At 66.8% G+C, this 26,917-nt stretch carries 26 protein-coding genes and 1 pseudogene; 19 read left to right on the forward strand and 8 right to left on the reverse strand.

Annotation, left to right across the window (positions count from 1 at the left end):
* From AC1DYD_RS32845 to AC1DYD_RS32860, 4 genes are all read left to right on the forward strand, one after another.
* Window positions 1-1,008 carry a ParB/RepB/Spo0J family partition protein gene (locus tag AC1DYD_RS32845; protein WP_478176927.1) on the forward strand — a complete coding sequence of 336 codons (1,008 nt, stop codon included), beginning with the start codon at window positions 1-3 and terminating at the stop codon, window positions 1,006-1,008.
* Between the two features lie 646 nt (window positions 1,009-1,654).
* Window positions 1,655-2,278, forward strand: a complete 624-nt coding sequence (locus AC1DYD_RS32850) for a ParB N-terminal domain-containing protein (protein ID WP_478176928.1) — start codon at window positions 1,655-1,657, stop codon at window positions 2,276-2,278.
* Window positions 2,279-2,957: 679 nt separating this feature from the next.
* Window positions 2,958-3,224, forward strand: a complete 267-nt coding sequence (locus tag AC1DYD_RS32855) for a hypothetical protein (protein WP_478176929.1) — start codon at window positions 2,958-2,960, stop codon at window positions 3,222-3,224.
* Window positions 3,221-5,182: a phage integrase family protein gene (locus tag AC1DYD_RS32860; protein ID WP_478176930.1), complete on the forward strand. Its 1,962-nt coding sequence runs from the start codon at window positions 3,221-3,223 to the stop codon at window positions 5,180-5,182. Before AC1DYD_RS32855 ends, AC1DYD_RS32860 begins: the two co-directional genes overlap by 4 nt.
* A gap of 127 nt (window positions 5,183-5,309) precedes the next feature.
* Here AC1DYD_RS32860 and AC1DYD_RS32865 read toward each other — a convergent pair whose 3' ends face one another.
* Entirely contained in the window at window positions 5,310-6,218 is a 909-nt protein-coding gene (locus AC1DYD_RS32865; protein ID WP_478176931.1) for a LysR family transcriptional regulator, read from the reverse strand.
* 110 nt (window positions 6,219-6,328) lie between these two features.
* Between AC1DYD_RS32865 and AC1DYD_RS32870 the strand changes: the two genes are divergently transcribed.
* From AC1DYD_RS32870 to AC1DYD_RS32940, 15 genes are read left to right on the forward strand one after another with little or no spacing between them, the layout of a single operon-like run.
* A complete protein-coding gene (locus AC1DYD_RS32870) occupies window positions 6,329-7,366 on the forward strand; it encodes a fumarylacetoacetate hydrolase family protein (RefSeq protein WP_478176932.1) in 1,038 nt (345 codons plus the stop codon).
* The gene (locus AC1DYD_RS32875) at window positions 7,360-8,463 is read left to right on the forward strand and encodes an amidohydrolase family protein (protein WP_478176933.1); all 1,104 of its coding nucleotides are present in this window, start codon (window positions 7,360-7,362) and stop codon (window positions 8,461-8,463) included. The genes AC1DYD_RS32870 and AC1DYD_RS32875 overlap by 7 nt, the downstream gene beginning before the upstream one ends.
* Window positions 8,456-9,478 carry an SMP-30/gluconolactonase/LRE family protein gene (locus AC1DYD_RS32880; protein ID WP_478176934.1) on the forward strand — a complete coding sequence of 341 codons (1,023 nt, stop codon included), beginning with the start codon at window positions 8,456-8,458 and terminating at the stop codon, window positions 9,476-9,478. The genes AC1DYD_RS32875 and AC1DYD_RS32880 overlap by 8 nt, the downstream gene beginning before the upstream one ends.
* Before the next feature lie 7 nt (window positions 9,479-9,485).
* Complete coding sequence (locus AC1DYD_RS32885; protein ID WP_478176935.1) at window positions 9,486-10,259, forward strand: SDR family NAD(P)-dependent oxidoreductase; 774 nt, start codon at window positions 9,486-9,488, stop codon at window positions 10,257-10,259.
* Window positions 10,260-10,286: 27 nt separating this feature from the next.
* On the forward strand, window positions 10,287-11,231 hold the full coding sequence (locus AC1DYD_RS32890; protein ID WP_478176936.1) for an ABC transporter substrate-binding protein: 945 nt from the start codon (window positions 10,287-10,289) through the stop codon (window positions 11,229-11,231).
* Between the two features lie 21 nt (window positions 11,232-11,252).
* Complete coding sequence (gene hisD / locus AC1DYD_RS32895; protein WP_478176937.1) at window positions 11,253-12,536, forward strand: histidinol dehydrogenase; 1,284 nt, start codon at window positions 11,253-11,255, stop codon at window positions 12,534-12,536.
* A complete protein-coding gene (locus AC1DYD_RS32900; RefSeq protein ID WP_478176938.1) occupies window positions 12,536-13,309 on the forward strand; it encodes an SDR family NAD(P)-dependent oxidoreductase in 774 nt (257 codons plus the stop codon). The genes hisD and AC1DYD_RS32900 overlap by 1 nt, the downstream gene beginning before the upstream one ends.
* A 35-nt stretch (window positions 13,310-13,344) precedes the next feature.
* Complete coding sequence (locus tag AC1DYD_RS32905) at window positions 13,345-14,334, forward strand: fumarylacetoacetate hydrolase family protein (RefSeq protein WP_478176939.1); 990 nt, start codon at window positions 13,345-13,347, stop codon at window positions 14,332-14,334.
* Window positions 14,331-15,299 carry an NAD-dependent epimerase/dehydratase family protein gene (locus tag AC1DYD_RS32910; RefSeq protein ID WP_478176940.1) on the forward strand — a complete coding sequence of 323 codons (969 nt, stop codon included), beginning with the start codon at window positions 14,331-14,333 and terminating at the stop codon, window positions 15,297-15,299. Before AC1DYD_RS32905 ends, AC1DYD_RS32910 begins: the two co-directional genes overlap by 4 nt.
* 13 nt (window positions 15,300-15,312) lie before the next feature.
* The gene (locus tag AC1DYD_RS32915) at window positions 15,313-16,308 is read left to right on the forward strand and encodes a Bug family tripartite tricarboxylate transporter substrate binding protein (protein WP_478176941.1); all 996 of its coding nucleotides are present in this window, start codon (window positions 15,313-15,315) and stop codon (window positions 16,306-16,308) included.
* Between the two features lie 40 nt (window positions 16,309-16,348).
* Window positions 16,349-17,323: a Bug family tripartite tricarboxylate transporter substrate binding protein gene (locus AC1DYD_RS32920; protein ID WP_478176942.1), complete on the forward strand. Its 975-nt coding sequence runs from the start codon at window positions 16,349-16,351 to the stop codon at window positions 17,321-17,323.
* Between the two features lie 48 nt (window positions 17,324-17,371).
* On the forward strand, window positions 17,372-18,151 hold the full coding sequence (locus AC1DYD_RS32925) for an ABC transporter ATP-binding protein (protein WP_478176943.1): 780 nt from the start codon (window positions 17,372-17,374) through the stop codon (window positions 18,149-18,151).
* Window positions 18,144-18,959 carry an ABC transporter permease gene (locus AC1DYD_RS32930; protein ID WP_478176944.1) on the forward strand — a complete coding sequence of 272 codons (816 nt, stop codon included), beginning with the start codon at window positions 18,144-18,146 and terminating at the stop codon, window positions 18,957-18,959. The genes AC1DYD_RS32925 and AC1DYD_RS32930 overlap by 8 nt, the downstream gene beginning before the upstream one ends.
* Window positions 18,956-19,759, forward strand: coding sequence for an ABC transporter permease (locus tag AC1DYD_RS32935; RefSeq protein ID WP_478176945.1), 804 nt, complete (start codon window positions 18,956-18,958; stop codon window positions 19,757-19,759). The genes AC1DYD_RS32930 and AC1DYD_RS32935 overlap by 4 nt, the downstream gene beginning before the upstream one ends.
* A 20-nt stretch (window positions 19,760-19,779) precedes the next feature.
* Complete coding sequence (locus AC1DYD_RS32940; protein ID WP_478176946.1) at window positions 19,780-20,574, forward strand: cyclase family protein; 795 nt, start codon at window positions 19,780-19,782, stop codon at window positions 20,572-20,574.
* A gap of 32 nt (window positions 20,575-20,606) precedes the next feature.
* Here AC1DYD_RS32940 and AC1DYD_RS32945 read toward each other — a convergent pair whose 3' ends face one another.
* The 7 genes and pseudogenes from AC1DYD_RS32945 to AC1DYD_RS32975 form a co-directional block, all read right to left on the reverse strand.
* A complete protein-coding gene (locus AC1DYD_RS32945; RefSeq protein WP_478176947.1) occupies window positions 20,607-20,750 on the reverse strand; it encodes a leucine zipper domain-containing protein in 144 nt (47 codons plus the stop codon).
* A gap of 111 nt (window positions 20,751-20,861) precedes the next feature.
* A complete protein-coding gene (locus tag AC1DYD_RS32950; RefSeq protein WP_478176948.1) occupies window positions 20,862-21,827 on the reverse strand; it encodes a Bug family tripartite tricarboxylate transporter substrate binding protein in 966 nt (321 codons plus the stop codon).
* Window positions 21,828-21,854: 27 nt separating this feature from the next.
* Window positions 21,855-23,330, reverse strand: a complete 1,476-nt coding sequence (locus tag AC1DYD_RS32955) for an NAD-dependent succinate-semialdehyde dehydrogenase (protein WP_478176952.1) — start codon at window positions 23,328-23,330, stop codon at window positions 21,855-21,857.
* 11 nt (window positions 23,331-23,341) lie between these two features.
* Window positions 23,342-24,361 (reverse strand): dihydrodipicolinate synthase family protein, encoded by a 1,020-nt coding sequence (locus AC1DYD_RS32960; RefSeq protein WP_478176949.1) that lies wholly within the window; start codon window positions 24,359-24,361, stop codon window positions 23,342-23,344.
* A gap of 21 nt (window positions 24,362-24,382) precedes the next feature.
* Window positions 24,383-25,396, reverse strand: coding sequence for an ornithine cyclodeaminase family protein (locus AC1DYD_RS32965; RefSeq protein ID WP_478176950.1), 1,014 nt, complete (start codon window positions 25,394-25,396; stop codon window positions 24,383-24,385).
* A 106-nt stretch (window positions 25,397-25,502) separates the two neighbouring features.
* Window positions 25,503-26,486, reverse strand: coding sequence for a LysR substrate-binding domain-containing protein (locus AC1DYD_RS32970; protein ID WP_478176951.1), 984 nt, complete (start codon window positions 26,484-26,486; stop codon window positions 25,503-25,505).
* A 183-nt stretch (window positions 26,487-26,669) separates the two neighbouring features.
* Window positions 26,670-26,917, reverse strand: a pseudogene (locus tag AC1DYD_RS32975) (IS630 family transposase); the annotation flags it as partial.

Raw genomic sequence — 26,917 nt, forward strand, 5'->3', positions numbered from 1 at the left:
ATGGCATCTTTCAATAAGCGAATCTTCGACACGACCCAGTTGATTGAGGAAAAGATGGCTGAGAGGGCGCTGCAGCCCGGCTCTGAAGAGACACCGGCGCCGGCGCCGGCTCGCACATCGCCGGGGCGGCTCATGCAGACGAGCACCCAAATCGTTGACCTTCAGGCGGAATTGGCGCAGCTGCGCGAGAAGTTGAACAAATGGGATGGCTCGATGCCGACGAGCTATCTGGAACCGAAGGAGATTTCCCGCTCCCGCTTGGCCAACCGGCACGCGAAGGCCTTCACAACGGCTGATTTCGAGCGGCTGAAGGCGAGCATTCAAGCCTCCGGCGGGAACGTTCAGCCAATCCTCGTTGCCGTCAAGGAGGGGGGAGGGTACGAGTTGGTGTTTGGTCACCGCCGTCATCAGGCCTGTCTCGAACTCGGGCTCAAGGTCCTCACATTGATCTGGGACAAACCGCTGGGTGCTGAGGCTCACTTTCTTGCCATGGAGCGCGAGAACCGCGAAAGGACGGATCTTTCTGCATTCGAAACCGGCATGATGTATTTGTCCGCCTTGGACGAGAAGGAGGGCTTCTACAGGTCCGAGCGGCAGCTATCGGAGGCTACCGGGGTGAGCCGCAGGTGGATCCAGAAGACGCTTCGGGTTGCACGGCTGCCGCCGGCGATCGTGGAGGCATTCGAGTCTCCGCTCGACATCAAGCCGGCTCACGCCGAGGCCGTTCAGGCCGCTCTCGACGAAAACCCCAAGGCTGTGCTCAAGCGAGCCGAGAAGCTGCGGCAGCGCGAGGCCAAGCTCAGGGTGAATGCCGTGGTTGCGGCGTTGCTCGGGACGGAGGCCGAAGCAAGCGGTCCTCGGAAGATGCATTCGACGACCGGGTCGTTTGGCACATGGCGCCGTGATTCGCAGGGCAGAGCGATCTTCACAGTCGATTCCGGACTGGTCGACGATGCGATGGCGGAGGCGATAACCGCCGCAATCGCCAAGGCGCTCGCGACGCAGTAGGGTGATCGAGCAAGGTAAGAAGGGTGGCATCGGCCACCTTTTTTTTTGCCGGCGGGTCTGCGGGCCAGGGTGGCGACCAGGTAGCCACCTTGGCTGGAACGGCCAGTGCCGGAGCATCCGGGGGAAGCGCAAGAGGAGGTGGCGACCAGGTAGCCACCACCCTGCCGGTTCAGACCGAGACCGAGGTCTGTCGCCCGCGCAGGGTTGGTTGCCGCGCAAATCTCGGGACTGGCATGGCTCGCAATCTCTACAACTCCCACGGCGGCGCAAAGCGATCGATGGAACGTGAAAAAAGAAATCGGCAATGCAAATAGGACTTGGTGAAGCGCGCGTTCAGCGTCACCGAAAATCTCCCCATCTCCAGCCAGGCACCACGTACTGTTGAAGAAAACTGTGGGTACAGGGGGAGGGTGGCGCCAAGGTTTCGGAAGCGCCCGCCGCGGTTGCGCACGCGATGCCCAACGAACAGGTTGCGGCTTCCATTGCGCCCAAGACAGGGCCTGGCTCCATGCCGTCCTTCATGACAGAGCAGTCCGAGTTCACCGGGAGGTGGTTCGCCTTCGCGAGCGCCTGAGCGGTTTCGACGGCGCGCAAGCGACGCGGCGACTCGAAGCTGATCAAGGCGACCAGTCGGGCCAGCCGGGATTTGTCGCACTTCAAGGCAGAAGACTTCGCCCGTTCGAAAAGAGTAGAGAGTGCGGGCGGCACTGTCCAGCCGATCAAGGTGCACCCGATCGAATGTGCAGCCGCAGGATTAGCAAAGTTCGAGGTGGTCTACGGCCACCTTCGGCATCAGGCGTTAGTGGAGCTGGGTCTTTCGGCGTTGGCGCTCTTGCCATCGGACATGAAGGGCGCTGAGCTGTTTGTCGACATGGAGCGCGAGAATCGGGAACGCGAGGACCTCTCGGAGTGGGAGCAGGGCGTCATGTACATACGTGCGCTGGAGCAGGACCTCTTTCCGTCCGCCAAGGGCAACTGGACGCCGCGATCGCTCGCGACATGGGCAACATCAGCAAGGCGTCCCGAGGGCGTACTGGCCACATCGCGCGAGCTCTTACGACGCGGGTGCCACCCCTTCGCCGGCGGAGGGCTTCCCAGATTCACCGCTCAGGGCGAGGTGCCGCGGCAAGCGCTAGGATCCACAAGGGAGTGGAAAGACGACGATGGCAAGCCCATCGCGTTCCTCTTCGTCGATTGGAAGGGGAGACGGACCTTCCTTCGACCAGCCCATGGCGAGGCTCTGCGCCGAAAGCTGGTCCACGATGATTGACACCTTCGTCGGCAGCAAGGTTTGAAGCACGCCCGCAGGGACCGATGAGTGCCCGAAAGAGAGATCTCAACCTTGATAGAAGTGAGCGCACACACTTGAACAAGGATGCAACATGGCAAGATGCCAGACTTCCACGGCCAGATCTGCAGATGGCGGTGAGAGTTGTTCACACCCGAGCGCCTGCGCCATGACGACGACGGGTCAGAGCCGACCCGAAAGCTGGGCCACAATGGCGACCCGAGTCCACTCCCGAGCTTGATAAACGCGCGCCGACTAAGTTTCCAAGGTCGTGGGTCAGCTCCCCGCGCGGGAGCGTGGTGCTTCCATGAGCCAGCAGTGCGAGGTCCGTTGGGGTTCACCTGCGCCTCATGCGCGAGCTGTTCCCGCCAAGTAACGAACCTCTGCCCAGACGCCCAACCGTGTTTTCACGATGCAACGGGACTAGGAAAAACTCCAACAAATTCAATGACTTGAAAAGAGATTCTCGAAGTTCCCTCTCTGCGGCATGCAAAAATGCAATTGATGATAATAATGTCTATCATCACGATGGTTCAGGTCCCGCTCGGGCGCCGCTTCCTTCGGGAGGGGAGGTCCGCGCGATTTCAGCTACCCGTCCGCTTTGCTGCATTCGCCCCAACGTCCAGCTTCTAATCGCTTGACCGTCTCCACCATGCCCACCATGCCCACCATTCCGACCCCGTCGCAACTGGAGCACCTCGACGATGAAGCGCTCGAGCGCCTGGCGGTGACTTGGCGCGCCCAGGCCCTTCGCGGCGACCGCGAGGCCAACGGGATCGCCCATGCCCTCGAAGTCGAGCGGCGCCGACGCCTGAAGGCCAGCCAGCTGGCGCAGCTGCCGCCGGAGCCGGTGGCGGCTCCGCGGCCCTGGTGGAAGTTCTGGCGATCCCCTGCCGACAAGGGCCGCGGCCCCACGTGGCCAACGTGAAGCAGACCAAGACACCGCCGCGCAAGCTGCACAGCGGGCACTTCGCCTTCATGAGGGCGCTGGCCCAAGGCCTCGATGAGCGCGCGAGTTGGGACCGGTACCTGCGGCTCGAAGGCGAGCACACGGATCTGCGGACGGTGCGAAAAACGATCGCCTGGATCCGCGACGAGTTCGCGGCGTCGGCCAAGCGTGAGAACAAGCCAGGCACCGCCCGGCTGATCCTGCTGGACCCGGATCGGATCACGTCGGCGCCAAAGCAACCCACGCTGGCCGAGTTCGCCCAAGCGCAGGGCATGGAGGATTTTTCGGAAGCCGAGCAGCTGGAAGCCTACGAAGAGGCCTATCCGCCCAGTGCGAGGGGAGGCAGGGGCGGGCAGGGCAGGGGACCGCAGGGCGCTTCGGCCCAGCCCACGCGCCGGGCCCGCGTCATCGAGCGGCAGCTCGAAGCGCTGCGTTGGTTGCAAGGCCTCGTGGCGCAAGATCCGCGACCGGGCGACCGCGTGGGGGCGTGGCTGAATCCTTCGCTGGCCAGCCGGCTCGAGCGCGCCGGCGTGCCGACGCTCCTTGCGCTGGTGGAACGCATCAATGGCATCGGCGCACGCTGGTGGGTACAGGTGCCGGGCGTGGGAGCGCTCAAGGGCTCGCGAATCCTCGAGTGGCTGCATGCGAACGAGACCGCGCTGGGGCTGCGGGTCGGGCGGCACGTGGACCAGCCGCGCGCGCAACTGACGCCGGCCACCTTGGCCGAGGTGGTGCCAGCGGCCACCGCCATCCGCCCGTTCGAGAAATTCCTGTTGCCGGCCGAACTGGACGGCCGTGCGGGGCGCTTTCGTGCGCCGATCGAGAAATGTCTCATCTTGGCCCGCAACGACCACGAGGCGATTGGCGCCTGGCTGGCTTCGAAGCGGCCGGGACGTATCAATGGCGAACTCTCGTCGACGCAGCGGGCGTATCGCAAGGAGGCGGAGCGACTGCTGCTGTGGGCGATCCTCGAACGGAAGAAGGCGTTGTCGTCGTTGGCGGTGGAGGATGCGCCGGACTACAGCAGCTTCCTGGCCAATCCCCCTGCGACCTGGTGCGGGCCACGCCATCACCAGCGCTGGTCGCCCCTGTGGCGGCCCCTCGAGGGGCCGCTGGCCCCGGTCGCGCTGCGGCATTCGCTGACCATCCTGAGGAGCCTGTTTGCCTTCCTCACGAGCCAGGGCTACGTGACGGGGAGTCCGTTTGCGGCCGTGGCCTTGCCGAGCCACCCGAGGCTGCCGCTGGGCTCGAGCCGGACCATGACCTTTGCCCAGTGGGATCACGTCGACGCGCTGTTGAGGAACCACGTCGACACGGAAGCCGGGCGGCGGCTTCGGCGTGGCATGCGCTGGCTCTACGCGACCGGGCTGCGACTGGCCGAGATCACCACCGTGAAATGCGAGGATCTGGAGCAGATCGAATACACCGATGGGACGGTTGCGGCCGACTGGATGTTGTCGGTCATCGGCAAGGGCGGGCGCCGCCGGCAGGTGCCGGTGCCGGGCGAACTGGTCGAGGAGCTTGGCGAAGAGCTGGCTCGATTCGGCTTCGAGCGGCAGGTGAGCGCGCCGGGCAATCGGGGCATCCATGTGATGGCGCGCTTCGGCACCGAACTCGAGCGGCCCGCATCCTGGTCGGCCTCGGGGCTTTACCAGGCCATCAGGGCGTTCCTGGCACAGGCCGCTGACAGCCTTGAGGGCGCCGACGCGCAGCAGCTGAAAAAGGCCAGCACGCACTGGCTGCGGCATTCGCATGGCTCGCATGCGTTGCAAGGCAGGGAAGGGCAGACGCCGGTGCCCATCCAGGTGGTGCAAAACAACCTGGGGCATGCAACGGTAGCGACGACGTCGATGTACCTCACTACCGAGCGCGATGAGAGGATCAAGGCGATGCGAGGGGTTGGGCGCTCGCGGACAGCGGACGATTCGCGTCCATGAAATTTGCGAAATCTTGCTTTCTCAGGGAGTAAGCGATCTTGAGCGATGGCCAGGGCTCTCGACAAACGCTCCTCCTGTCGCTGTCGCTGTCGCGAAGACTGCCCGGGTGCGGCAACCTGGGACTCTTTCAGTCGCCGGTTTGAGCGGCTTCCTTCACGACACGACGGAACCAGAGGTGCGCCGGGTCCCCGGTCAAATGACGCGGCCACTGCATAGTCCAGATCATCGTCGGAAACTCCACAGGCAGCGGCACGATGCGAAGGGGCAGAGTCAGCGCCAACTGGCGAGCCAAGCGAGTGTGCATCGTGGCCACGCGGTGCGTGCCGATGACCATCAGCGGCAATGTGTTGAAGTTGTTCGTCGTCACCTCGATGCGCCGTGAAAGCGCGCTGCTCTTCAGGAACCACTCTTCCAGGCTCGGGTGGCGGTTGTTGCCGAATCGGGTGGTCACGTGGCCGAGCGACATGTACTCGTCCTTGGTGATCGTTTCGCCCACCCGCGTGTTGCCGCTCCAGACGACGCAGCTGTAGGTTTCCTCGTAGAGGCTTTCGCTCGGATGTCCCTGCGCGAGGTACTGCGACGGCATGATCAGCAGGTCGATCTCGCCGCGCTCGACCGCCTCTGAAACGCCGTCGCCAGGCATCACGATCTCCAGAGTCACGCCCGGCGCCGCATGGAACATGTGGCGCGCGGCCTCGGCCAGCACCACGCTGATCGGATAGTCCGATGCCATCACGCGAAAATGCCGGGTCGACGTCGAGGCATCGAACACCGGCTGCACCGCAATAGTCGACTGGATGCGCAGCAGCACGTCGCGCACCGACACCGAGAGCTCCACGGCCAACGGCGTCATGACCATCTGGCGCCCGATCTGGGTCAGCAGCGGATCGCCGAAATAGTCGCGCAGCCGCGCCAGCACGCCACTGGTGGCCGGCTGGCTCAGGCTCAGGCGCCGGGCTGCGCGGGTGATGCTTCTTTCGGCCAGCAAGGCGTCGAGCGCGACCAGCAGGTTGAGATCGAGTTTGTTGAAGCGCATGGGCCGAAATGTATCGGATCGCCGGATACAAGAAATCCGAAAAATCGATTTTACGGATATGTCCAGCCTTCCTACGATCTCGGCTCGCATTAACAAAGAAGCCAAGAGACATGCCAGCCAACGACCTCCGGGCGCCTTTCGCGCTTGCGACCTTGTCCTTGCCGAACGGCCAGCCGTTCGCCGCCGTCGTGGTCGCCGGCCGGGCGGCCGCGGTGAGCGACGTCGCTCCGGCGCTGCGGAATGCTGGCAACGTGCTGGGCTTGCTTGCCGACTGGCCGGAGAGCTTCGAGGCGCTGCTGCGGGCCGTCTCGCAGACGGCGCAGACGCCGGACGGCGCCTGGCAGCCGATCGATCGCTTCCGCTTCCATCCGCCGGTCGACCTGCCGCGCCAGGTGATGTGCACCGGCGCGAACTATTTCAAGCACGTGGTCGACCTGATCGTCGACCAGGGGCCGGGCGCGAACCCGGGCACCGAGGGGCTCGATCCCGAGCAGCTGCGCGCGCATGCGCGCGAGCTCATGGAAGAGCGCGCCGCCCATGGCAGCCCGTACGTGTTCGGCAAGATGGTCTCGGCGGTCACCGGTCCGTTCGATCCGATCGTGATTCCGGCGTTCGCGCACAAGCCCGACTGGGAGCTGGAGCTCGGCGTCGTCATCGGCCGCGCGGCGCGCAACGTGAAGCGAGAACACGCGATGGACTACGTCGCTGGCTACACGGTGGTCAACGACGTCACGGCTCGCGACATGGTCTACGTCAAGGAGCCGAAGGCATTAGGCACCGACTGGATCTCGGCCAAGAGCGCGCCGAGCTTCCTGCCGATGGGGCCCTACCTGGTGCCAGCCGCGTTCGTGGCGGACCCGCAGGACCTGCGGATCCAGCTGCGCCTGAACGGCCAGCTGATGCAGGACGAAAGCACGTCCGACATGATCTTCGACATCGCGCGCCAGATCGAGCACATCTCCAGTCGCGTGCAACTGTGGCCGGGCGACCTGATCTGCACCGGCTCGCCGGCCGGCAACGGAACGCACTACGGCCGTTTCCTGCGTGCGGGCGACGTGGTCGAAGGCGCCATCACCGGCCTCGGAACGCAGCGCAACATCTGCCAGGATGAAGCGCGCGAGGCGGGCGAAGGGGAGGCGCGATGCTGATCCACAGCTGCACCGCCGCATGTCCACCGGGTTGCGCGCAGGCGCCGCTCAGACCGGTCGGTAGCGGCCGCCGGGCCTTCACCGTCGACCTGCACGCGCACGTGCTGACGCCGTCGGTCGAGACGCTGGTGGCCGATCGCCCGCAAAAGAAGGCCGAGCCCGCGCTGATGCTGCGCATGCAGGGCGAGGACTCGGTGCGCCACAACCTCGCGTGCATGCTGCCGCCGGCGATCCGCAAGATGACGATGCTGGCCGAGCGCCTGGCGGACATGGACGCGATGGGCGTCGACGTCCAGGTGCTGAGCCCGTCGCCGACGCAGTATTACTACTGGGCCGACCCGGACCTGGCCTCGGCCATCGTGCGGCAGCAGAACGAACACATCGCCGAGCAGTGCGCATTGCATCCGCAACGACTGGCCGGCCTGGGCACGGTGGCGCTGCAGCACCCCGGGCTTGCCGTCGGGCAGCTGACGCACCTGGTCGAGACGCTGGGCCTGCGCGGCATCGAGGTGTCGTCCTCGGTCAATGGCCGGGAGCTGGCCGATGCGAGCCTGGAGCCCGTATGGGCGTGCGCCGACGCACTGGGGGCGCTGGTCTTCATCCATCCGCTCGGCAGCTCGCTGGGCGAGCGCGTCAACCGGCACTATCTGGCCAACACCATCGGGCAGCCGCTGGAGACCACGGTGGCGCTGTCGGAGCTGATCTTCGGCGGCGTGCTCGACCGGCATCCGGGCCTGCGCATCGTTGCAGCGCACGGCGGTGGCTACCTGCCGGCCAACTTCGGGCGCAGCGAGCATGCCTACAAGGTGCGGCCCGAGGCGGCGCGCATGAAGCGCGCGCCGCGCGACTACCTGCGCCGCATCTGGTTCGACACGCTGGTCTACGAGCCCGAGATCCTGCGCCATCTGATCGAGGTGGTCGGCGCGTCGCAGCTGGTCGTCGGCACCGACTATCCGTTCGACATGGGCAGCTACGACCCGCACCGGCTGCTCGAGAGCGTGGCCGACTTGAGCGCCGCGGACCGCGCGCGCATCCTGGGCGGCAATGCCGCCGACCTGCTGGGACTCCAGCTTCCGATCACCGAAACCCATGACTGACAAGAACCCCCTCATCGGCTGGCAGGTCGACCGCGCTGCCATCCGGACCATCGGCCACGACCTGCAGCGGCCCGAATGCATCCTGGCCGAGCGCGACGGCACGCTGTGGGCGGCCGACGCGCGTGGCGGCGGGGTGGGCGTCGCGCCCGACGGCACGCAGCAACTGGTGACGCCGCGCATCGCGCAGGCGGCTGCGGCCGAATCGGTCTCGTTCGACGACCGCTATGTGCAGGCCCAGGGATCGCTGCCCAACGGCATGGCGTTCCTCGCCAACGGCGACTTCATCATCGCCAACTGGGGCACCGATGCGGTCGAGGTGATGACGCGCGACGGTCGCATGCGCACGCTCTACACCGAAATCGACGGCCGGCCGCTGGGCAAGGCCAACTTCGTCGCGCGCGACTCGAAGGGGCGCATCTGGCTCACGGTGACCACCCGCATGCGCCCGTGGACCGACTCGATCAACTCGGGCGTGCTCGACGGCTACATCGCGCTGATCGACGAGCGCGGGATCCGCATCGTGGCCGAGGGCTTCGGCGGCACCAACGAAGTCCGGCTCGATGCGGCGGAAGAGTGGCTCTACGTGGTCGAGAGCAATGCGCGCCGCATCTCGCGGCTGCGTGTGCAGCCCGATGGCTCGCTCGCGCAGCGCGAGGTCTACGGGCCCAGCAAGCTCGAAGGCTTCCCGGACGGCTTTGCTTTCGACGCGTTCGGCAACCTGTGGGTCACGCTGATCATGACTGACAAGCTGGTCGCGATCACGCCGGACGGCGAGCTGCTGACGCTGCTCGATGACTCGAATGCCGAGGCGACGGCCACGCTGAACCGCCACTACGAGGCGTGCACGCTGACGCCCGAGATCATGGCCGCCGCGCACGGCACCCTGGCGCCGTGGATGGCCAGCCTGACCTTCGGCGGACCGGACCTGCGCACGGTCTACCTGGGCAGCCTGCGCGGCGACCGGATCCCGTACTTCCGCTCGCCGGTGGCCGGCATGCCGCTGATCCATTGGTAGGCCGCGCATGCATTCCCTGTTCGACCTGAGCAGCCAGTCGGCGCTGGTCACCGGCGCCAGCCGCGGCATTGGCCTGGCCGTGGCGACGGCGCTCGGCGAAGCCGGCGCGAAGGTGATTCTGTCCAGCGACGAAGGCGCCGAATGCGAGGCGCAGGCGGCGGCGCTGCGGGCCCGCGGCATCGACGCCCAGGCCGTGGCCTGCGACGTCACGCAGCGCGGGCAGATCGATGCGCTGGTCGATGCCGCGCTGCGCCTGTGCGGCGCCATCGACATCCTGGTGTGCAACGCCGGCGTGGCGCCGCACATGGGGCCCATCGCCGGCGCGAGCGATGCCGACTACGAAATGACGATGACCGTCAACCTGCGCAGCGTGCTGTGGCTCACCAGCGCGGTGATCGCCCACATGGTGCCGCGCCGCAGCGGCAGCGTGGTGCTGATGTCGAGCATCGCGGGCGTGCGCGGCAACAAGGGGCTCGGGCTCTACGGCCTGTCGAAGGCCGCGCTGGCGCAACTGGCGCGCAACCTGGCGGTGGAGTGGGGGCCTTCGGGCATCCGCGTCAACGCGCTGTCTCCCGGCGTCACGCGCACCGCCTTCGCCAGGCCCTTGACCGATGACGCGGCGGTGATGCAACGCAGGCTGGCGCTCACGCCGCTGCGCCGCATCGCCGAGCCCGAGGAGATCGCCGGTGCGGCGCTGTTCCTGGTCTCGCGCGCCGGCGGCTTCGTGACCGGACACAACCTCATTGCGGATGGCGGCACCACCATCGGCGATGGCAACTGACACACAAGAATTTCCACAGGAGACTTCATGCCATACACGATTCGACGCGACGCCTTCCGTGCCCTGGCCGCACTGACATTGCTGCTCGCCGCTGCCGCCGCCTGGGCCCAGACGAAGATCACGGTCGGCTACGTCGCGATTCCCGACCTGATGCCGCTGTACGTGGCCAAGGAGCAGGGCTTCTTCGCCAAGCGAGGCCTCGACGTCACGTTGCAGACGATCCCGATCAACCCCAATATTCCACCGGCACTGCAGTCGGATTCGATCCAGATCGGCACCGTCACGCCCTCGGTGCTGATGCAGGCGGTCGACAGCGGTCTCGACCTGCGCGTGATCGCGGGCGGCAGCGTGCTGACGCGTGACGGCAAGGTGCCCGGGATCGTGGTGCGCAAGGGCGTCGAGATCAAGACGCCGCAGGACCTGGTCGGCAAGCGCGTCGGCGTGGCGGGATTCGGCGCCACGCTGCATGTGCTGATGCGCAAGTGGCTCGGCGACAAGGGCGTGGACTGGAAGAAGGTCAGCTTCGTCGAAGTCGCGCTGCCGCAGACCAACGACGTCATGCGCGGCGGCAACATCGATGCCGCCGTGCCCGCGGAGCCGTTCATGAGCCGCATGGTGCAGGCTGGCACCGGCACTGTGCTCGCCTACATCTCCGAGGACTTCCCGCCGGCCGGCGTGCTGCCGATCGTCTACAGCAGCACCAAAGACTGGGCCCAGAAGAATGCCGCGGCCGCGAAGGCCTTTCGCGAGGCGCTCGACGAAGGCATCGCCTTTCAACAGAAGGAACCCGAAACCTCGCGTGCCGTGATGGGCAAGTACCTGCGCATGCCGCCCGAAGTGCTAGCCACGCTGGCCGTCCCCAAGCTCGCGACTTCCGTCAGCGACGCCCAGCTCGGCTTCTGGGGCGACGCCATGAAGGCACAGGGCATGGTCAAGGCGGTGCCCGACGTGGCGGCGCTGATCGTCAAGTAACCCACCGAAAGCGCAGAACCCATGATCCAGCAACTCAAGAGCGGCCAGGCCGCGGCCGGCAAGGCCGACCGCAACACGCAGGTCCGGCAGACCGTCGAGGCAATCCTGAGCGACATCGAGACGCGCGGCGATGCCGCCGTGCGCGAGTACTCGCAGAAGTTCGACCGGTGGAGCCCGGCGTCGTTCCGGCTCGACCAGGCCCAGATCGACGCCTGCATCGCGGCCTTGTCGCCGCAGGCGCTGGCCGACATCAAGTTCGCTCAGGCGCAGATTCGCCGCTTCGCGCAGATCCAGAAGAGCTCGATGCACGACGTCGAGATCGAGACTCTGCCCGGCGTGGTGCTGGGCCATCGCAACATCCCGGTCAACTCGGTCGGCTGCTACATTCCGGGCGGCAAATATCCGCTGATCGCCTCCGCGCACATGAGCGTGCTCACCGCCAAGGTCGCCGGCGTCAAGCGCGTGGTGGCCTGCGCGCCGCCGTTCGACGGCAAGCCGAGCAACGAGATCGTTGCGGCCATGGCGCTGGCCGGCGCCGACGAGATCCATTGCGTCGGCGGCGTGCAGGCCGTGGCCGCGATGGCGATCGGCACCGACAGCTTCAAGCCGGTCGACATGATCGTCGGCCCGGGCAACGCCTACGTGGCCGAGGCCAAGCGCCAGTTGTTCGGCCGCGTCGGCATCGACCTGTTCGCTGGCCCGACCGAGACCCTGGTGATCTGCGACGACAGCGTGGACGCCGAACTGGTGGCGGTCGACCTGATGGGCCAGGCCGAGCACGGGCCGACCTCGCCGGCCTACTGCATCACCACCAGCAAGACCATCGCCGCCGAATTGCCGGCGGCGATCGAGAACGTGCTGGCCCGGCTCGACACCGCGGCGATCGCCCGCGTGGCCTGGCGCGACCATGGCGAGATCATCCTGTGCGACAGCGACGAGGAGGCGCTGGCCGAAGCCGACCGGCTGTGCTCGGAGCATGTTCAGGTGATGACCCGCGACCCCGACTGGTACCTGCAGCGCATGACCAACTACGGCGCGCTGTTCCTGGGCGCGCGCACCAACGTGTCCTATGGCGACAAGGTCATCGGCACCAACCACACGCTGCCGACGATGGGCGCGGGCCGATACACCGGTGGCCTATGGGTCGGCAAGTTCATCAAGACCCACACCTACCAGCGCGTGCTGACCGACGAGGCCTCGGTGCAGATCGGCGAGGTCTGCTCGCGCCTTTGCGCGCTCGAGCAGCTGTCTGGCCACAAGGAGCAGGCCGACATCCGCGTGCGGCGGTTCGGAGCGGCGGCCTGATGCCGGCCACCGGCTTGGGCGTCACGCTGCAGGGCCGCGTCGCGCTGGTCACCGGCGGGGCCGGCGGGCTCGGTGCCGCGATCTGCGAATCGCTGGCGGCCGCGGGTGCCAGCGTGGTGGTCGGCTACCTCCGTTCGGCAGGCGCCGCCGAGTCGCTGGCGGCGGCGCTGCCGACGGCCGAACAGGCTCGGCATTGCGCGCTGAAGGCGCCGGTCACCGACAGCGGCGCGCTGGCGCTGCTGGCCGCCGACATCGAGGCGCGCTACGGCCGCTGCGACATCGTCGTCAACTGCGCCGGCACCACGCGCTTCGTGCCGCACGGCGATCTGGAGCTGCTCGACGATGCGCTGATCGACCAGATCTTTGCGACCAACGTGCGCGGTCCCTTCGCCGTGGTGCGCGCGCTGCGCGGGTTGCTGGAGCGCAGCCACGATGCGCTGGTGGTAAATCTGTCGTCGATCGCCGCGGTCACCGCGATGGGCAGCAACGTCGCCTACTGTGCGTCGAAGGCGGCGCTCGACAACATAACGCGCTCGCTGGCCCGGGCCCTGGCGCCGCGCATCCGCGTGCTGTCGGTCTCGCCCGGCCTGGCCGACACCGACTTCGTGAAGTCGATGGATGCCGCATGGCGCGACGAGCAGGCGGCACGCACGCCGCTGCATCGGCTGGCCCACCCGCAGGAGGTCGGCCGGGCGGTCGTCGCCTGCGCCACGCACCTGGGCTTCACCACCGGCGCGGTGATCCCGGTCGACGGCGGCCGGCCGCTGGCCTGACCCTCCCCCACATTCAATATCAGGAGACCTCTTTCATGAAACTCGCCACCCTCAAGAACGGCACCCGCGACGGCCGCCTCGTCGTCGTCTCGCGCGACCTCCGGCAAGCCGTGGATGCATCCCCGGTCGCCGCCACCCTGCGTGCAGCGATCGAGGACTGGGCCGCCTGCGAACCGGGCCTGCGCCGGCTCTCAGACCGGCTGAACGAAGCCGTCGCGGACAACGCCTTCGCCTTCGATCCGGCGCAGGCCATGGCGCCGCTGCCGCGCAGCCACCAGTTCGTCGACGCGTCGGCCTTCCTCAACCACGGCGACATCATGGAAGAGGCGTTCAAGCTGACCGTCAAGAAGCAGCCGGGAATCCCGATCCTCGTGCCGCGCCAGGGCGACGACTTCCGAGGGCCGTGCGACGACTACGAGTTCCCGGCCGAGGCCGACCAGTGCGACTTCGAGGGCGAGTACGCGGTCATCACCGACGACGTGCCGATGGGCGTGACCGCGGCCGAGGCCGACGGCCACATCAAGCTGGTGACGATCCTCAACGACGTCAGCATGCGCGGCCATCTGTTTCGCGAATTGCAGATGGGCTTCGGCCTGGTGCAGGCCAAGCCGGCCACCGTGTTCGCGCCGGTGGCCGTCACGCCCGACGAGCTCGGCGACGCCTGGCGCGACGGCCGCGTGCACCTCGACCTGCGCGTTGCGCGCAACGGCGAGTGGTTCGGCCATCCGAACGGCCGCGAGATGGACTGGGGTTTCGGCGAGTTGATCGCCCACATGGCCTACAACCGCCGCCTGGGTGCGGGCTTCGTGCTCGGCTCGGGCACGGTGTCGAACAAGTCCTGCCGCGAGGTCGGCTCGGCCTGCCTGGCCGAGCGGCGCGCGGTCGAGACCATCGACCACGGCGAGGCGCGAACGCCTTTCCTGAAGTTCGGCGAATCGATGCGCTTCGAAACCCTCGACGCGCAGGGCCGATCGGTGTTCGGCGCCATCGACAACCGCTTCGTTGTGGCCGGGTCGGCGCGATGAAGGTGCTGGTCACTGGTGCCGCAGGCTTCGTCGGCGCCTTGCTCGCCGAGCGCCTGCTGGCCGATGCCGACGCGCTCGGCCGGCCGCTGGAGCAACTGCTGCTGGCAGACATCCGGTTCGCCGGCAATGCAGCCGACCCGCGGGTCCGGCACTTCGAAGGCAGCATCGCCGATGCCGGGTTCATCGACCGCCTGGCGGCGGAGAAGCCCGATCTGGTGTTTCATCTCGCCAGCATTCCGGGCGGTGCGGCCGAGCGGGACCAGGCGCTCGGCGCGGCGGTCAATCTGCATGCCGCCGTCGGCTTGCTCGAACGCCTGGCCAGCGCGGACGCGCCGCCGGTCGTCGTCTTCACGAGCACAGTCGCTGTGTACGGCGCACCGCTGCCCGCCTTGGTCGATGCGGCGACGCCGCTGCGGCCGGTGACCAGCTATGGCGCCCACAAGCTGATGACCGAGATCCTGCTCGCGGACATGTCGCGCCGTGGCGTGCTCGATGGCCGCTGCGTGCGCCTGCCCGGCATCGTGGCGCGGCCGCCCCAGGCCAATGGCCATGTGTCGGCCTTCATGAGCAACATCTTCCATGCCCTGCGCGCCGGCGAGCGCTTCGTCTGCCCGGTGTCGCCGCATGCGAGCTGCTGGTGGATGTCGGCCCAACGCTGCGTCGACAACCTTCTGCATGCGGCACGCATCCCCGCCGCCGCACTGCATGGCCGCGCGCGCGTCTGGGCCTTGCCGGTGCTGCGGCTGCGCATCGAAGAGGTCGTCGACAGGCTCGCCGCGCGCTATGGCGCGGATCGTCTGGAGCTGGTTGCGTACGCACCGATCGAGCAGGTCGAAGCCGTCTTCGCACGCCAGCCGCCGATCGATGCCAGCGAAGCCCTGGCCCTCGGATTCAGCGACGACGGCTCGGCCGACGCGTTGGTGCGGCGCGCGCTGAACGAGGCCGCCGCACTTGAAAACACCTGAGGAGATATCCGCCATGACCGATCCGAACCGCCGCAATATCCTGCGTGGCCTCGGCGCCTGGCCGGCTTGCGCGTTGTTGCCGATGGCCGCGCGCGCCGCCGCCTGGCCCGAGAAGCCGATCCGGATCGTGATCCCCTTCTCGGCGGGCGGCACCGCCGACACGGTGGCGCGGCTGCTGGGCAACGAACTCGGCAAGCGCCTCGGCCAGCCGGTGGTCGTCGACACCAAGGCCGGTGCCAACGGCATCATCGGTGCCGACGCGGTCGCCAAGTCGCCGGCCGACGGCTATACGCTGCTGCTGCACAGCTCGGCCTTCGCGATCAATGCCGGGCTCTACAAGAAGCTGCCCTTCGACTCGCTGCGCGACTTCGTGCCCGTGGCGCCGGTGGTGGCGCCGGGCGTGTTCGTGATCGTGGTGAATCCGTCGCTGCCGGTGCACAACGTGAAGGAACTCATCGACTACGCGCGCGCCCATCCGGAGACGGTGAGCTATGGCTCCGGTGGCATCGGCAACGGCTTGCACCTGGCCGGCGAGATGTTCGCGCAGATGGCCGGCGTGAAGCTGCTGCACGTGCCCTACAAGGGCGCGGCGCCGATCGTCAACGACCTGGTCGGCGGCCAGCTGCAGATGATGTTCAACAGCCCGCTGGCGGTGCAGTCCTTCGTCAAGGACGGCAAGCTGCACCAGATCGCGCAGACCGGCCTGAAACGCTCCCCCGCGCTGCCCGACCTGCCGACCGTCGCCGAGTCGGGCGTGCCCGGCTTCGAAGTCACGAGCTGGTTCGGCCTCTATGCGCCGGCCGGCACGCCGGCGGACCTCGTCAACCGGCTGAATGCCGAAACCGTGCGCGCGATGAATCAGCCCGAGGTGATCGATCGGCTGGCCGCGCTCGGAACCGGACCGCTGCCGGCGATGTCGCCGGCGCAGTTCGCCGCCTTCACGCGCGGCGAGATCGATCGCTATGCACGCGTGACCAAGGCCGCCGGACTCAGCCTGGAGGCCGGCTGACCTCGCACGCGCCCATCTGTAAAAGAAAAGGAGACATTCCATGCAACTCGATCGCCGTCAAACCATCGCCCTCGGCGCCGGCCTGCTGCTCGGCGGAACCGCGCGCCACGCCATGGCGCAGGACTATCCGAACAAGCCGATCCGCGTCATCGTTCCGTTTCCCGCCGGCACCGGTCTCGACGTGGATTCGCGCTTCTTCGCGGCGCGCATCGGCGCCGTGCTGGGGCATTCGGTTATCGTCGAGAACAGGCCCGGCGCGGCCGGCACGATCGGCACCGACTACGCCGCCAAGGCCGCGCCCGATGGCTACACGCTCTACATGGGGTCGACCAGTGCGCTGTCCTATATCCCGCAGCTCTACACCCATCTCAACTACAAGCTGTCCGACTTCACGGCCGTCAGCATGCTGGCGCTGTTGCAGGGCGCGATGATCGCCAACCCGAAGCTGCCGGTGAAGAACGCGGCCGAGTTGGTCGCGCTCAGCAAGCGCGAGCCGGGCACCATCCGCGCGGCCACGCAAGGCGTGGGCAGCTTCTCGCACATGGTCGGCGAATGGTTCGTCATGGCCACCGGCGCGTCGATCGACTTCATTCCGTACAACACGACGAGCCCGTTTTCGAGCGTGCTGGCGGGCGACACGCAAGTGATCTTCGATGCGCTTCCCGCGTCGATGAGCAATATCGCCGCGGGCCGGCTCAAGGTGCTGGCGCTCACCGGCAACGCGCGCCAGCCGCTGCTGCCCGAGGTGCCGACCTATCGCGAGCTCGGCATCGCCGAGTTCGAGCCGTTCACCTCCTTCGGGCTGATGGCGCCCGCGACCACGCCGACGGCCTGCATCGACAAGGTGGCGGACGCCTGCGCCCAGGTCGCCAGGATGCCCGATGCGATCGAGCGCTACAGGGGCTACGGCGGCGAGCCGGTGGGCAATACGCCGTCCGAGTTCAATGCCTTCATCAAGGCCGAGCAGGCGAAGTGGCAGCCGGTGGTCAAGCGCAGCGGCGTGGTGCTGGGCTGATCGATGCGGGCTGTCGATTCGCTTGCGCCGCGCGCCAGAAGTGCCACGATGCAAGGCGCACCCTTTCTCGACATCGATTCGGTCGCGATCCGCTACGGCGGCCGCGAGGTGCTGTCGCCGACCTCGTTCGAGGTGTCGCGCGGCGAGTTCGTCTGCATCGTGGGCCCGAGCGGCTGCGGCAAGACCACGCTGCTGCGTGCGGCCAGCGGGCTGGTGAACGCCAGCGGGGGCGAGGTGCGGCGCAACGGTGTTGCGATGACCGGGCCCTCGCGCGAGGTGGCCTTCGTGTTCCAGGACTACGGCCGCGCGCTGCTGCCCTGGCGCACGGTCGAAGGCAACGCGAGCCTGGCACTGGAGGCCGCCGGCGTGCCCGCGAGCCAGCGGCCCGCGCGCATCGCCGAGGTGCTGGCCAAGGTCGGCCTGGCCTGCCATGCACAGAAGTTCCCGGTGCAGCTCTCGGGCGGCATGCAGCAGCGCGCGCAGATCGCGCGCTGCCTGGCGCAGAAGCCCGAGCTGATGATGATGGACGAGCCTTTCGGCGCGCTCGATGCGCTGACCCGCCAGAGCCTGCAGGACGAGCTCGCGCGCCTGGTGCGCGACGACGGCTTGACGGTGCTGTTCGTGACCCACGACCTCGAGGAGGCGATCTACCTGGGCGACCGCGTGATCGCGCTGCAGGCCGACCCCGGCCCGGGGCGCCCGAGCCTGGCGCGCATGATCGAGGTGCCGATTCCGCGTCCGCGCGATCAGCTCACGACCAAGGAACACCCGGAGTTCCTGCGGCTGCGCCGCGAGCTGTTCGCCTTCATCGAGCACGGCCATGACTAAAGAACCTCCGCGCAGCAGCGCTGCGGTGTTCGCCTTCGGAGCGGCCGGGCGGCGAACCAGGTGGCTGCGCCCGCTGGTCTTTCCACTGGCCCTGCTGGCGCTCTTCGAGTGGTACGCGCGGCGCGCCGTCGCGCTCGGCAGCGATGCGCTCGCGCCGCCGAGCGCGGCACTCAAGGCCTTCGCAGGCGCGGCCGTCGACGGCTCGCTGTGGCACGCCACCGCCTTCACCCTGGGCACCGCTGCGCTCGGGCTGCTGGCCGGTGCGCTGGGGGGCATCGCGCTGGGGATCGCGCTCGGCCTGTCGCGCCGCGCGGCCGAGCTCGGCACGCTCTCGATCGAGGTGCTGCGGCCGGTGCCTTCGGTGGCGCTGATTCCGCTGGCGATGCTGATGTTCGGCTTCGGCGTGCGCATGGAGCTCGCCATCGTGGCCTTCGCGACCTTCTGGCCGATGCTGATCCTGGTCCAGGCGGCGGTGCGGCAGGTCGAGCCGCGGCTGCTCGAGGTCAGCCGCGTGCTGGGCCTGTCGGTGCGCGAGCGGGCCTGGAAGATCGTACTGCCGGCGATCGTGCCGCGCCTGTTCGTCGCGCTGCGCCTGGGCGTGGCGGTGGCGCTGGTGGTGGCCGTCACGGTCGAGATCGCGGCCAACCCCAACGGCATGGGCTACGCGATGATGATCGCGCAGCAGAGCCTCGACCCGGCGCTGATGCTGGCCTGGCTCGGCTGGATCGGCGTCGTGGGCTATGCCATCAATGCGGCGATGCAGGGCCTGCAGCGGCGGGTGGCGCGGCGCATGGGGGCCGTGCAATGAGCGCCCGTCGCACAGGGCTCACGGGGCGCACGGCCACCTGGTTCGGCTCGGCCGGCGTGCTCGCCGCGCTGGTCGCGTTGTGGTGGGCCGCAAGCAACGCGGGCTGGGTCAGCCGGGTCTTCCTGCCGACCCCGCAAGCCACGCTGGCCAGCCTCGCCGAAGGCCTGAACCTCGGCGGTGCGGCCGGCGAGGGCCGCGGCGAGCTGCTGGCCTTCACGCTGGCGACGGTGCGCCGCATGCTCGAAGGTTGGCTGCTGGCGTCGCTGTTCGGCGTGCTGTTGGGCGCGGCCATCGGCGTCTTCGCGGCGGTGCGCGCCTGGGTCCAGCCGACGCTGGAATTCATCCGCCCGCTGCCGGCTTCGGCCCTGCTGCCGCTGGCCATCTCGGTCTTCGGCCTGAACCCGAACATGGTGCTGTTCGTGGTGGCCTTCGGCGCCATGTGGCCGGTGCTGCTGGCCACCGTGCACGGCTTCGCCGCCGTCGAGCCGCGCCTGGCCGAAGTGGCGCGCTGCCTGCAGCTGCCGCGCGCGGCCTTCGTGTGGAAGATCGGCCTGCCCAACGCCATGCCCGACATCCTCGCGGGCATGCGGCTGTCGATGACGATCTCGCTGATCGTCGCGGTGGTCGGCGAGATGATCGCCTCGCAAAGCGGCCTGGGCCAGGCCATCTTGCTGGCCGCGCGCGCCTTCCGCGCCAGCGAGCTGTTCGCCGGCATCGCGCTGCTGGGCCTGATCGGCTTCGCCAGCAACGGGTTGCTGTCACTCGCGGAGAAAAGACTGCTGCGCTGGCAGCAATCCTGAAGAAGAAGAGGAGATGCCCGATGCCCCGTGAATTCATCGATCTGTCGATCTATCTCGAGAACGACGTGCTGTCCGATCCGCCGCCTCTGGCGCCGCGCATCGATTACCAGAAGCATGCCGACACCATGCACGAATTCAACGCGATGCTGCCCGGCACCACGCCCGAGGACTTCCCCGACGGCGAAGCCGCCGCCGCCGAGTGGGTGCGCCTGACCACCCACAGCGGCACCCATCTCGATGCGCCATGGCACTTCCATTCGACGATGGACGCGAAAGAGGAGGGGGGCAGCAAACCCTCGATGACGATCGACCAGGTTCCGCTCAAGTGGTGTTTCCAGCCCGGCGTGAAACTCGATTTCCGCCACTTTCCCGACGGCTATGTCGCCACCGCGAAAGACGTGGAGGTCGAGCTTGCCCGGATCGGGCACACGCTCAAGCCGCTCGAGATCGTGGTGGTCAACACGCGCGCGGGGGCGCGCTACGGCCACGGCGACTACGTCAACAGCGGATGCGGCATGGGCTACGAGGCCACGATGTATTTGCTCGAACGGGGCGTGCGGCTGACCGGCACCGATGCCTGGAGCTGGGACGCCCCCTTCTCGTACACGGCGAAGAAGTTTGCCGAGACCGGTGATCGCAACCTGCTATGGGAAGGCCACAAGGCCGGCCGCGACATCGGCTACTGCCACCTGGAGAAGCTGCACAACCTCGAGTCGGTGCCTGGCGACGGCTTCATCATCAGCTGCTTCCCGCACAAGATCCGCGGCGCATCCGCCGGATGGACCCGGGCGGTGGCGATTCTTGGTGAAGAATGAACTGAGTCGCGAATGACCGAAGTTGATTTGTTTCACCAGTTCGATGGAACTCCTCTCCACGATTTTTGCCCATCGCACGTGGGGTCACTCACGCCGCCAGCTTCGCTGACGGCCTTCACTGTCCAACCCTGCTCGCGAATGCGAATTGCCAGCAGGGCTCGACCTTTGGGCGTCAATCTCGCACCTTATGGCTGTTCATCCGTTCCCCTTGCTTGAGTGGCCGTGTCTTGGTAACGATAGCTTCCCAAATCTTGAACGGATGAACAAACCACACTGAAACATCACAGCTAGTCGAACTGCAGCTTCGCCTGGGTCGCGATCTTGCGATAGACGAGCAAATCCTCGCTGATGGCGCTTCCCAGCCGGCTCGCGGGCCCGCCCTCCGCCTGCAGCCCAAGCTCGGCGAAGCGCTTTTGCACGGCGGGATCCGCCGCCGCCATGGCGGCGGCTTTCTGCAGCTTTTCCAGTACAGGTTGAGGCGTAGTCGCCGGTGCGAGCACGCCGATCCACGAATACATCGCAGAGAACTCCTTCAAGCCCGCTTCCGGCGCGGTCGGCGTGTCAGGGAAGCGAGGATCGCGCTTGCTGCCGGTCACCGCCAGCAGCTTGACCCGGCCGGCGTCCACCAGCGGCTTCGCCGACGCGTCGAATGCCAAGTCGAGCTGCCCGCCAGCGACGTCAGCCAGCGCCGCGCTCGTCGACTTGTAAGGAATGTGAACCAGGGAAGTTCCCGTGAGCGACTTGAAATATTCGCCGGCGAAATGCGCGCCACTTCCTACGCCGGCGCTGCCGTAACTCAGTTTGCCGGGGTTCTTTTTCGCGTAGGCAATGAACTCTTGCAGCGTGTTGGCGGGGATGTCCTTGCGCGTGACGATCTGCAGGCCGAAGGTGGCGCTCATGCTCACGGGAGCAAGCGCCTTCAGCGGGTCGAACGGTACCTTGGGATCGACGACGGGGAGAATGCTATAGCTGGAATTGGTGAACAGCAGCGTGTTGCCGTCGGCGGACGCCTTGACGACCGCGTCGACACCGATTCTGCCGCCGGCACCCGGACGATTTTCGATGATGATGGTCTGCCCAAGCTGGCGCCCCATGCTTTCGGCGATCACGCGCGCGGCTTGGTCGGTCACGCCGCCGGCCGGGAAGGGCACCACCATTTTGATGATGTTCGGCTGCGCATGCGCGAAGCCTGCCGCGGCGGCGAGGGCCGCAGCAAAGACCACGACGCGCCGAGTGCGGGAATGAACTTGCATGATGCTTGTCTCCTTTTGTGTTCGTCTTCAGCTGACCGCGGGTGCCAGCCCGTCCCAGCACAGGTATTTGATTTCGAGAAACTCCTCGATGCCGTACTGCGACCCTTCGCGCCCCAAGCCGCTCTGCTTCACGCCTCCGAAGGGGGCAACCTCGTTCGAGATCAGCCCGCAATTGATGCCAACCATGCCCGATTCGATGGCGGCCGCGGCCCGCCAGATGCGGGCCGCATCGCGGCTGTACAGATAGGCGGCCAGGCCGAACTCGGTGGCGTTCGCCATCGCGAAGGCTTCCTCGTCCCTTTCGAAACGAAACAGCGGTGCAACCGGGCCGAAAGTCTCCTCGCGCGCCACGGCCATTGCGGGCGTGGCGTCGAGAAGGAGCGTCGGCTCGAAGAACCGTCCACCCAGCGCATGCCGCTTGCCGCCTTGCGAGATTCTCGCCCCCTGCGCCAGGGCATCGGCGATGTGCTCCTCCACCTTGGCGACAGCGCCATCGTCGATCAAGGGGCCCAGCTCCACGTTCTGCTCCAGGCCATTGCCGACTCGCAGCTTGCGCATGCGTTCAGCGACCTTGGCAGCAAAGACGTCGTAGACGCCCGCTTGCACCAGCACGCGGTTGGCGCTGATGCAGGCCTGCCCGGTGTTGCGGAACTTCGCGGCCACCAGGCCGTCGGCCGCGGCATCCAGGTCTGCGTCGTCGAAGACGATGAAAGGCGCGTTGCCACCGAGCTCCATCGAGCATTTCTTGATGGTCGTGGCTGCCTGGGCGAGCAGCACGCGGCCGACTTCAGTGGAGCCGGTGAAGGTGATCTTGCGCACCAGTGGGTGCGAGGTAAGCTGCCCGCCGATGGCCCGCGTGTCGTTTCCAGTGACCACGTTGAAAACACCGGCAGGGACACCCGCGCGGTTTGCGAGCTCGGCCAGAGCCAACGCGGTCAAGGGCGTCTGGCTCGCCGGCTTCACCACCATGCTGCAGCCCGCGGCCAGCGCCGGCCCGGCCTTGCGGGTGATCATGGCCGCGGGAAAGTTCCAGGGCGTGATCGCCGCGCAGACGCCAATCGGCTCCTTCAAGACCACGATGCGGGCCGTCTCGCGCGGTGCGGCAATCACGTCCCCGCGCACGCGCTTTGCCTCTTCCGAAAACCACTGCAGAAAGGAGGCGGCGTAGTCGACCTCGACCTTCGCTTCGGCGAGTGGCTTGCCCTCTTCCAATGTGATCAGGGTCGCCAGGTCGTTCCTGTGTTGCACCATCAACTCGTACCAGCGGCGCAGCACTTCCGAGCGCGCCTTCGCGGTGGTATGGCGCCAGGCTAGGAAGGCCTGGTGCGCGATCTCGATGGCGCGCGCGGTCTCTTCCTCACGGAATCGTGGCAGTTCGGCCAGTAGTTGATCGTTTGCCGGGTTGCGCAGGCCGTAGGTGCCGTGCGGAGTCGCCTCCACCCAATCGCCGCCAACGAACGCGGCCTTGCGGAACAGCCCGGGATCCTTCAACAGTTCCTGCACGTTTCGGTCCCTCAACATGGATTGCGGCCGATCATGAAGGCGCTGTCCGGATCAGAAGTCACCGGCAGGTCGGAAGCCGCCAGCCCCTGGCGCAACGACTTCATGAGCCGGTCCGGGACACGCATCGCCGGGGCGCGCAGCGGCCCGCCGTTGAAGCCGGCCAGCCAGTCCTGGTACTTCCACATCGTGCGGTTCAACACACCGGTGCCGCCCGCATAGCTCTGTGCCGCAGCGCCATTGGCGTTGCGCGCCGGGTTCACTTTCCAGTAAAGCTCCATCGCGGATTCCCATTCGCCCTTGCGCGCGAGTTCGAAAGCGCGGGGATAGTAGGTGCTCATCCACTGGGTGTTGCTGGTGCCGGAGAACTGCAGCTTCATCACGCTCATAAGCGGGATCGCATCGCCCTCGATAGGGCAGCTGATCACCACCTCGTCGCGAAAGTGGTGGTACATCTCGCACAGGCCTGCGGGCAGGGGAAATCCCTGCTCCGACTTGATGGCGGCGATGTTTGGACAGTCCTTGAGGATGCGGCGTACCAGCTCCACGGACATGCCTGCTGGATGCACCCGCTCGAAGCCCCAGAGCGGGATCGGGAACAGCATGACCGCCAGGTTCGTGGCATCGCAGAACTGCTTCGTGTAGTCGTAGATCTCCTGTTCGGTGTTCGGCCAGAACTGCGGCGGATAGGACAGCAGCGCGATGTCCGCGCCGGCCTTCTCTGCGAGCTTCACCGCTTCGATGTTCTCCGCCAGCGTGCCGAAGGCCGCATGGAAAAACAGGCCTAGCTTGCTGCCGGCCGTGTCGCGCGCCCACGCGGTGAACTGCGCATTCTCTTCGGGCGTGATCGCCACTTCCGAGCACAGCAGCGTGAAGCTGTAGCCGAACTCCCGAGCCAGGGCGATGTCATGCCGGATGCCCTTTTCGTTGAGCTTCGTCAGATCGGCGGAGTAGCTCGGGATCGTCACGGCGGAACAGCCGACGAGATGTTCACGGGCCCAGGCGCGGGCGTCCTTGCGTTGATAGGAAGGCATGGAGGATTTCCTCTGATTGATTTACTTGAAGACCGGGAGGATGGAGTGGGGCATGACGGAACCAAGTCCCCTGGCGCGCGCGCGCGCCAGCAGCATTTCCGCAGTGATGAGGTCCTGCAGCGCGGAGCCGACCGACTTGTAGAGGACGATCGCAGTCGGATCACGGCGCACGCTGCCGGAGACCAGCGCGGGGAGGGCCACGAGCTTGTCCGAGAACACCACGCCGGCATGGGCCGCCGCTAGCATGTCGCCGGTGTCGTGCACCACTTCTTCCGGCATGTCGGCCACAATCAGCGTGGCGCGGCGGATGACTTCCGCATCCACTTCCCGTTGCTCGGGCAAGGTGGATCCAATGGACACCACCGTCATTCCCGGCTCCAGCCATGCACCGAGGAGCACGGGGCTTTCGTCCCGACTGCGTGCCGCGCAAAGCACTACGTCCGCGTCTCGAAGGGCCTCCTGCGCCGAATCGGATGGGGTGATCGCCAGGCCCTGCTCGGCGCGGAATGTTGCAGCGAATTTCTCGCGGCTCGCGGGCGTCGGACTGAACACCCGGGCCGCAGCGATGGTGCGCACAGAAGCGAGCGCCTCGAGCAGTCCTCGCGCTTCGAAGCCAGAGCCGAGAACGGCCACCCGTAGAGGCTTGTGCGGCGCCGATGCATCTACTGCAACGACCGCCGTGGCGGCGGTGCGGATGCCAGTGATGCGATTACCGTCGATCAGCGCGCTCAGCGCCATCGTCTCCTGGTCGAATAGCGAGATCAGGTAGCTGGCGCGCTTGCCCTTCATCGAGGCCGAAATGAGCTTGCAGCCGAGATGCAGGCCGCTGGGCGAAACTGCCGTCATGCAGCGCAGCCACAGGCCGTCGCCGCGTGCCATGGATCTGGATGGCACCATCGCTGGGTCGATGGGGTGCGCATAGGCCTTGCGCAACGAGTCGATCGCGGCTTTCCAATCGGCTAGGACGGCTACGTCGGCATCGGTGAGGAATAGGGTGGGCGGCACCTGGATGGCCGCGTGGTCGTTGTTGCCCAAAAGAGTCGCTCCTTGTTGTGCGACTGCATCGTAGGGAACGCCAGCCGGCGAGGCCACCGCCGCCGGCGGAAGCAGCTTTGCTCTTCCTGCAAACCTGATGCCCGGCCTATGCGCTCTTGAATGCTCCGGCGGCAAGCGTCTGGATCAGGCTCCCGACGGAGCGGGTGGCCAGCGTATACGGACGGTGCGTCGTCGTGGCGAGGACGACGATTCGCGTCAGGGCGGGACGCACGATCCGCACGATGGCGAGCCGCCGCATATCGTGCGGCGCGAGCGAGCCCGCCGTGATCGCAAAGCCGCCGCCGCAGGCAACAATTTCGTGCTGCAGCCGGATGGAGTCCGCCTCCAGGGCAGGTACCAGGGAAAGCTGCCGTTCATGCGCCAGCAGCGCCAGCCGCGCGCGCAAGGGATGCGGCTCGCTGGGCAGCACCAGCGGAAGTGCCGCGACATCCTCGAAGGGAATGGTTTCGCGCTTCGCGATCGGGTGCGACTTGGGCACGACGAGGTAGAGTTGTATTCGCTCGAGGACCACCTCATTCGGCCTGGCGGCTTCTTCGCGCAAAAGGATCGCTATGTCGAGGCGTCCCTGCACGAGCCAGTCCTCCAGTTGCACGCTGGATCCCTCAGTCAGGTGCAGCCGCACCTGCGGCCACTGCTTGCGCACCTCCGAGAAAAGGTGCCCGGCCAACACCGGGACCGTTGAAGGCAGCATCCCAAAGCGCACGTCTCCAATCGGGATGCCCTTGCGCGTGCGCATCTCGTCGGCCAGTTGTTCCGCCTCGCGACTCAGCGCGACGATACGCGGGTAGACCTCTTGGCCGAAATCCGTCAGCACCACACCGCGCCCTGTACGCCGGAACAGGCGCGTGCCGAATTCCTTCTCGAGTTGCGCGATGCTGCGGCTGACCACGGACAAGGGAAGGTCGAGCGCGAGGGCGGCGGCCGAGATGCTGCCCGCGTCCGCGGTCTTTACAAATAGCTGCCACTTGGGATCGAGGATGGAATGCACGGCTGCATTGTGACCGTTTGCTCCGCGCGAGCTCGGCGGGTTGTCCTTGGTGACATCCAGCAAGGGGCCGATCAAGAACATTGAGCGACTCAAGGCGCATCTCATGAAGCACACCATCAGCTCTTACTACGCCGCCGCCCCGACCAACGCCAATCCCGACGCGGATCACTTTCTGAACCTCAGAAAGCGTTGACCACTTTTACCAGCGCGCCTTCCCCCGCGCTGCCTTCGATCCAGCTCTTGGTGAACGCGTCCCAACACTAGCTAGTGTCCTGTCCCGTTAATTCGACCGCACAGGCGGGTGAGCTTTTCGAGAATTGAATCGGCTGTCGCCGTCCAGGTGAAGGGCTTGCAGGTCTCGTTGTATTGGCTGACGAACGTGTTGATCTTGTTCGTCAGTTCCTTGACGCTTCTGAACGAGCCACGGCGGATGGCCTTGTCGGTGATGATCGCGAAGAATCGCTCGACCTGATTGAGCCAGCTTGAGTAGGTCGGCACGAAGTGCATGTGCC

The organism is Variovorax sp. P4_B11 (assembly GCF_056402355.1).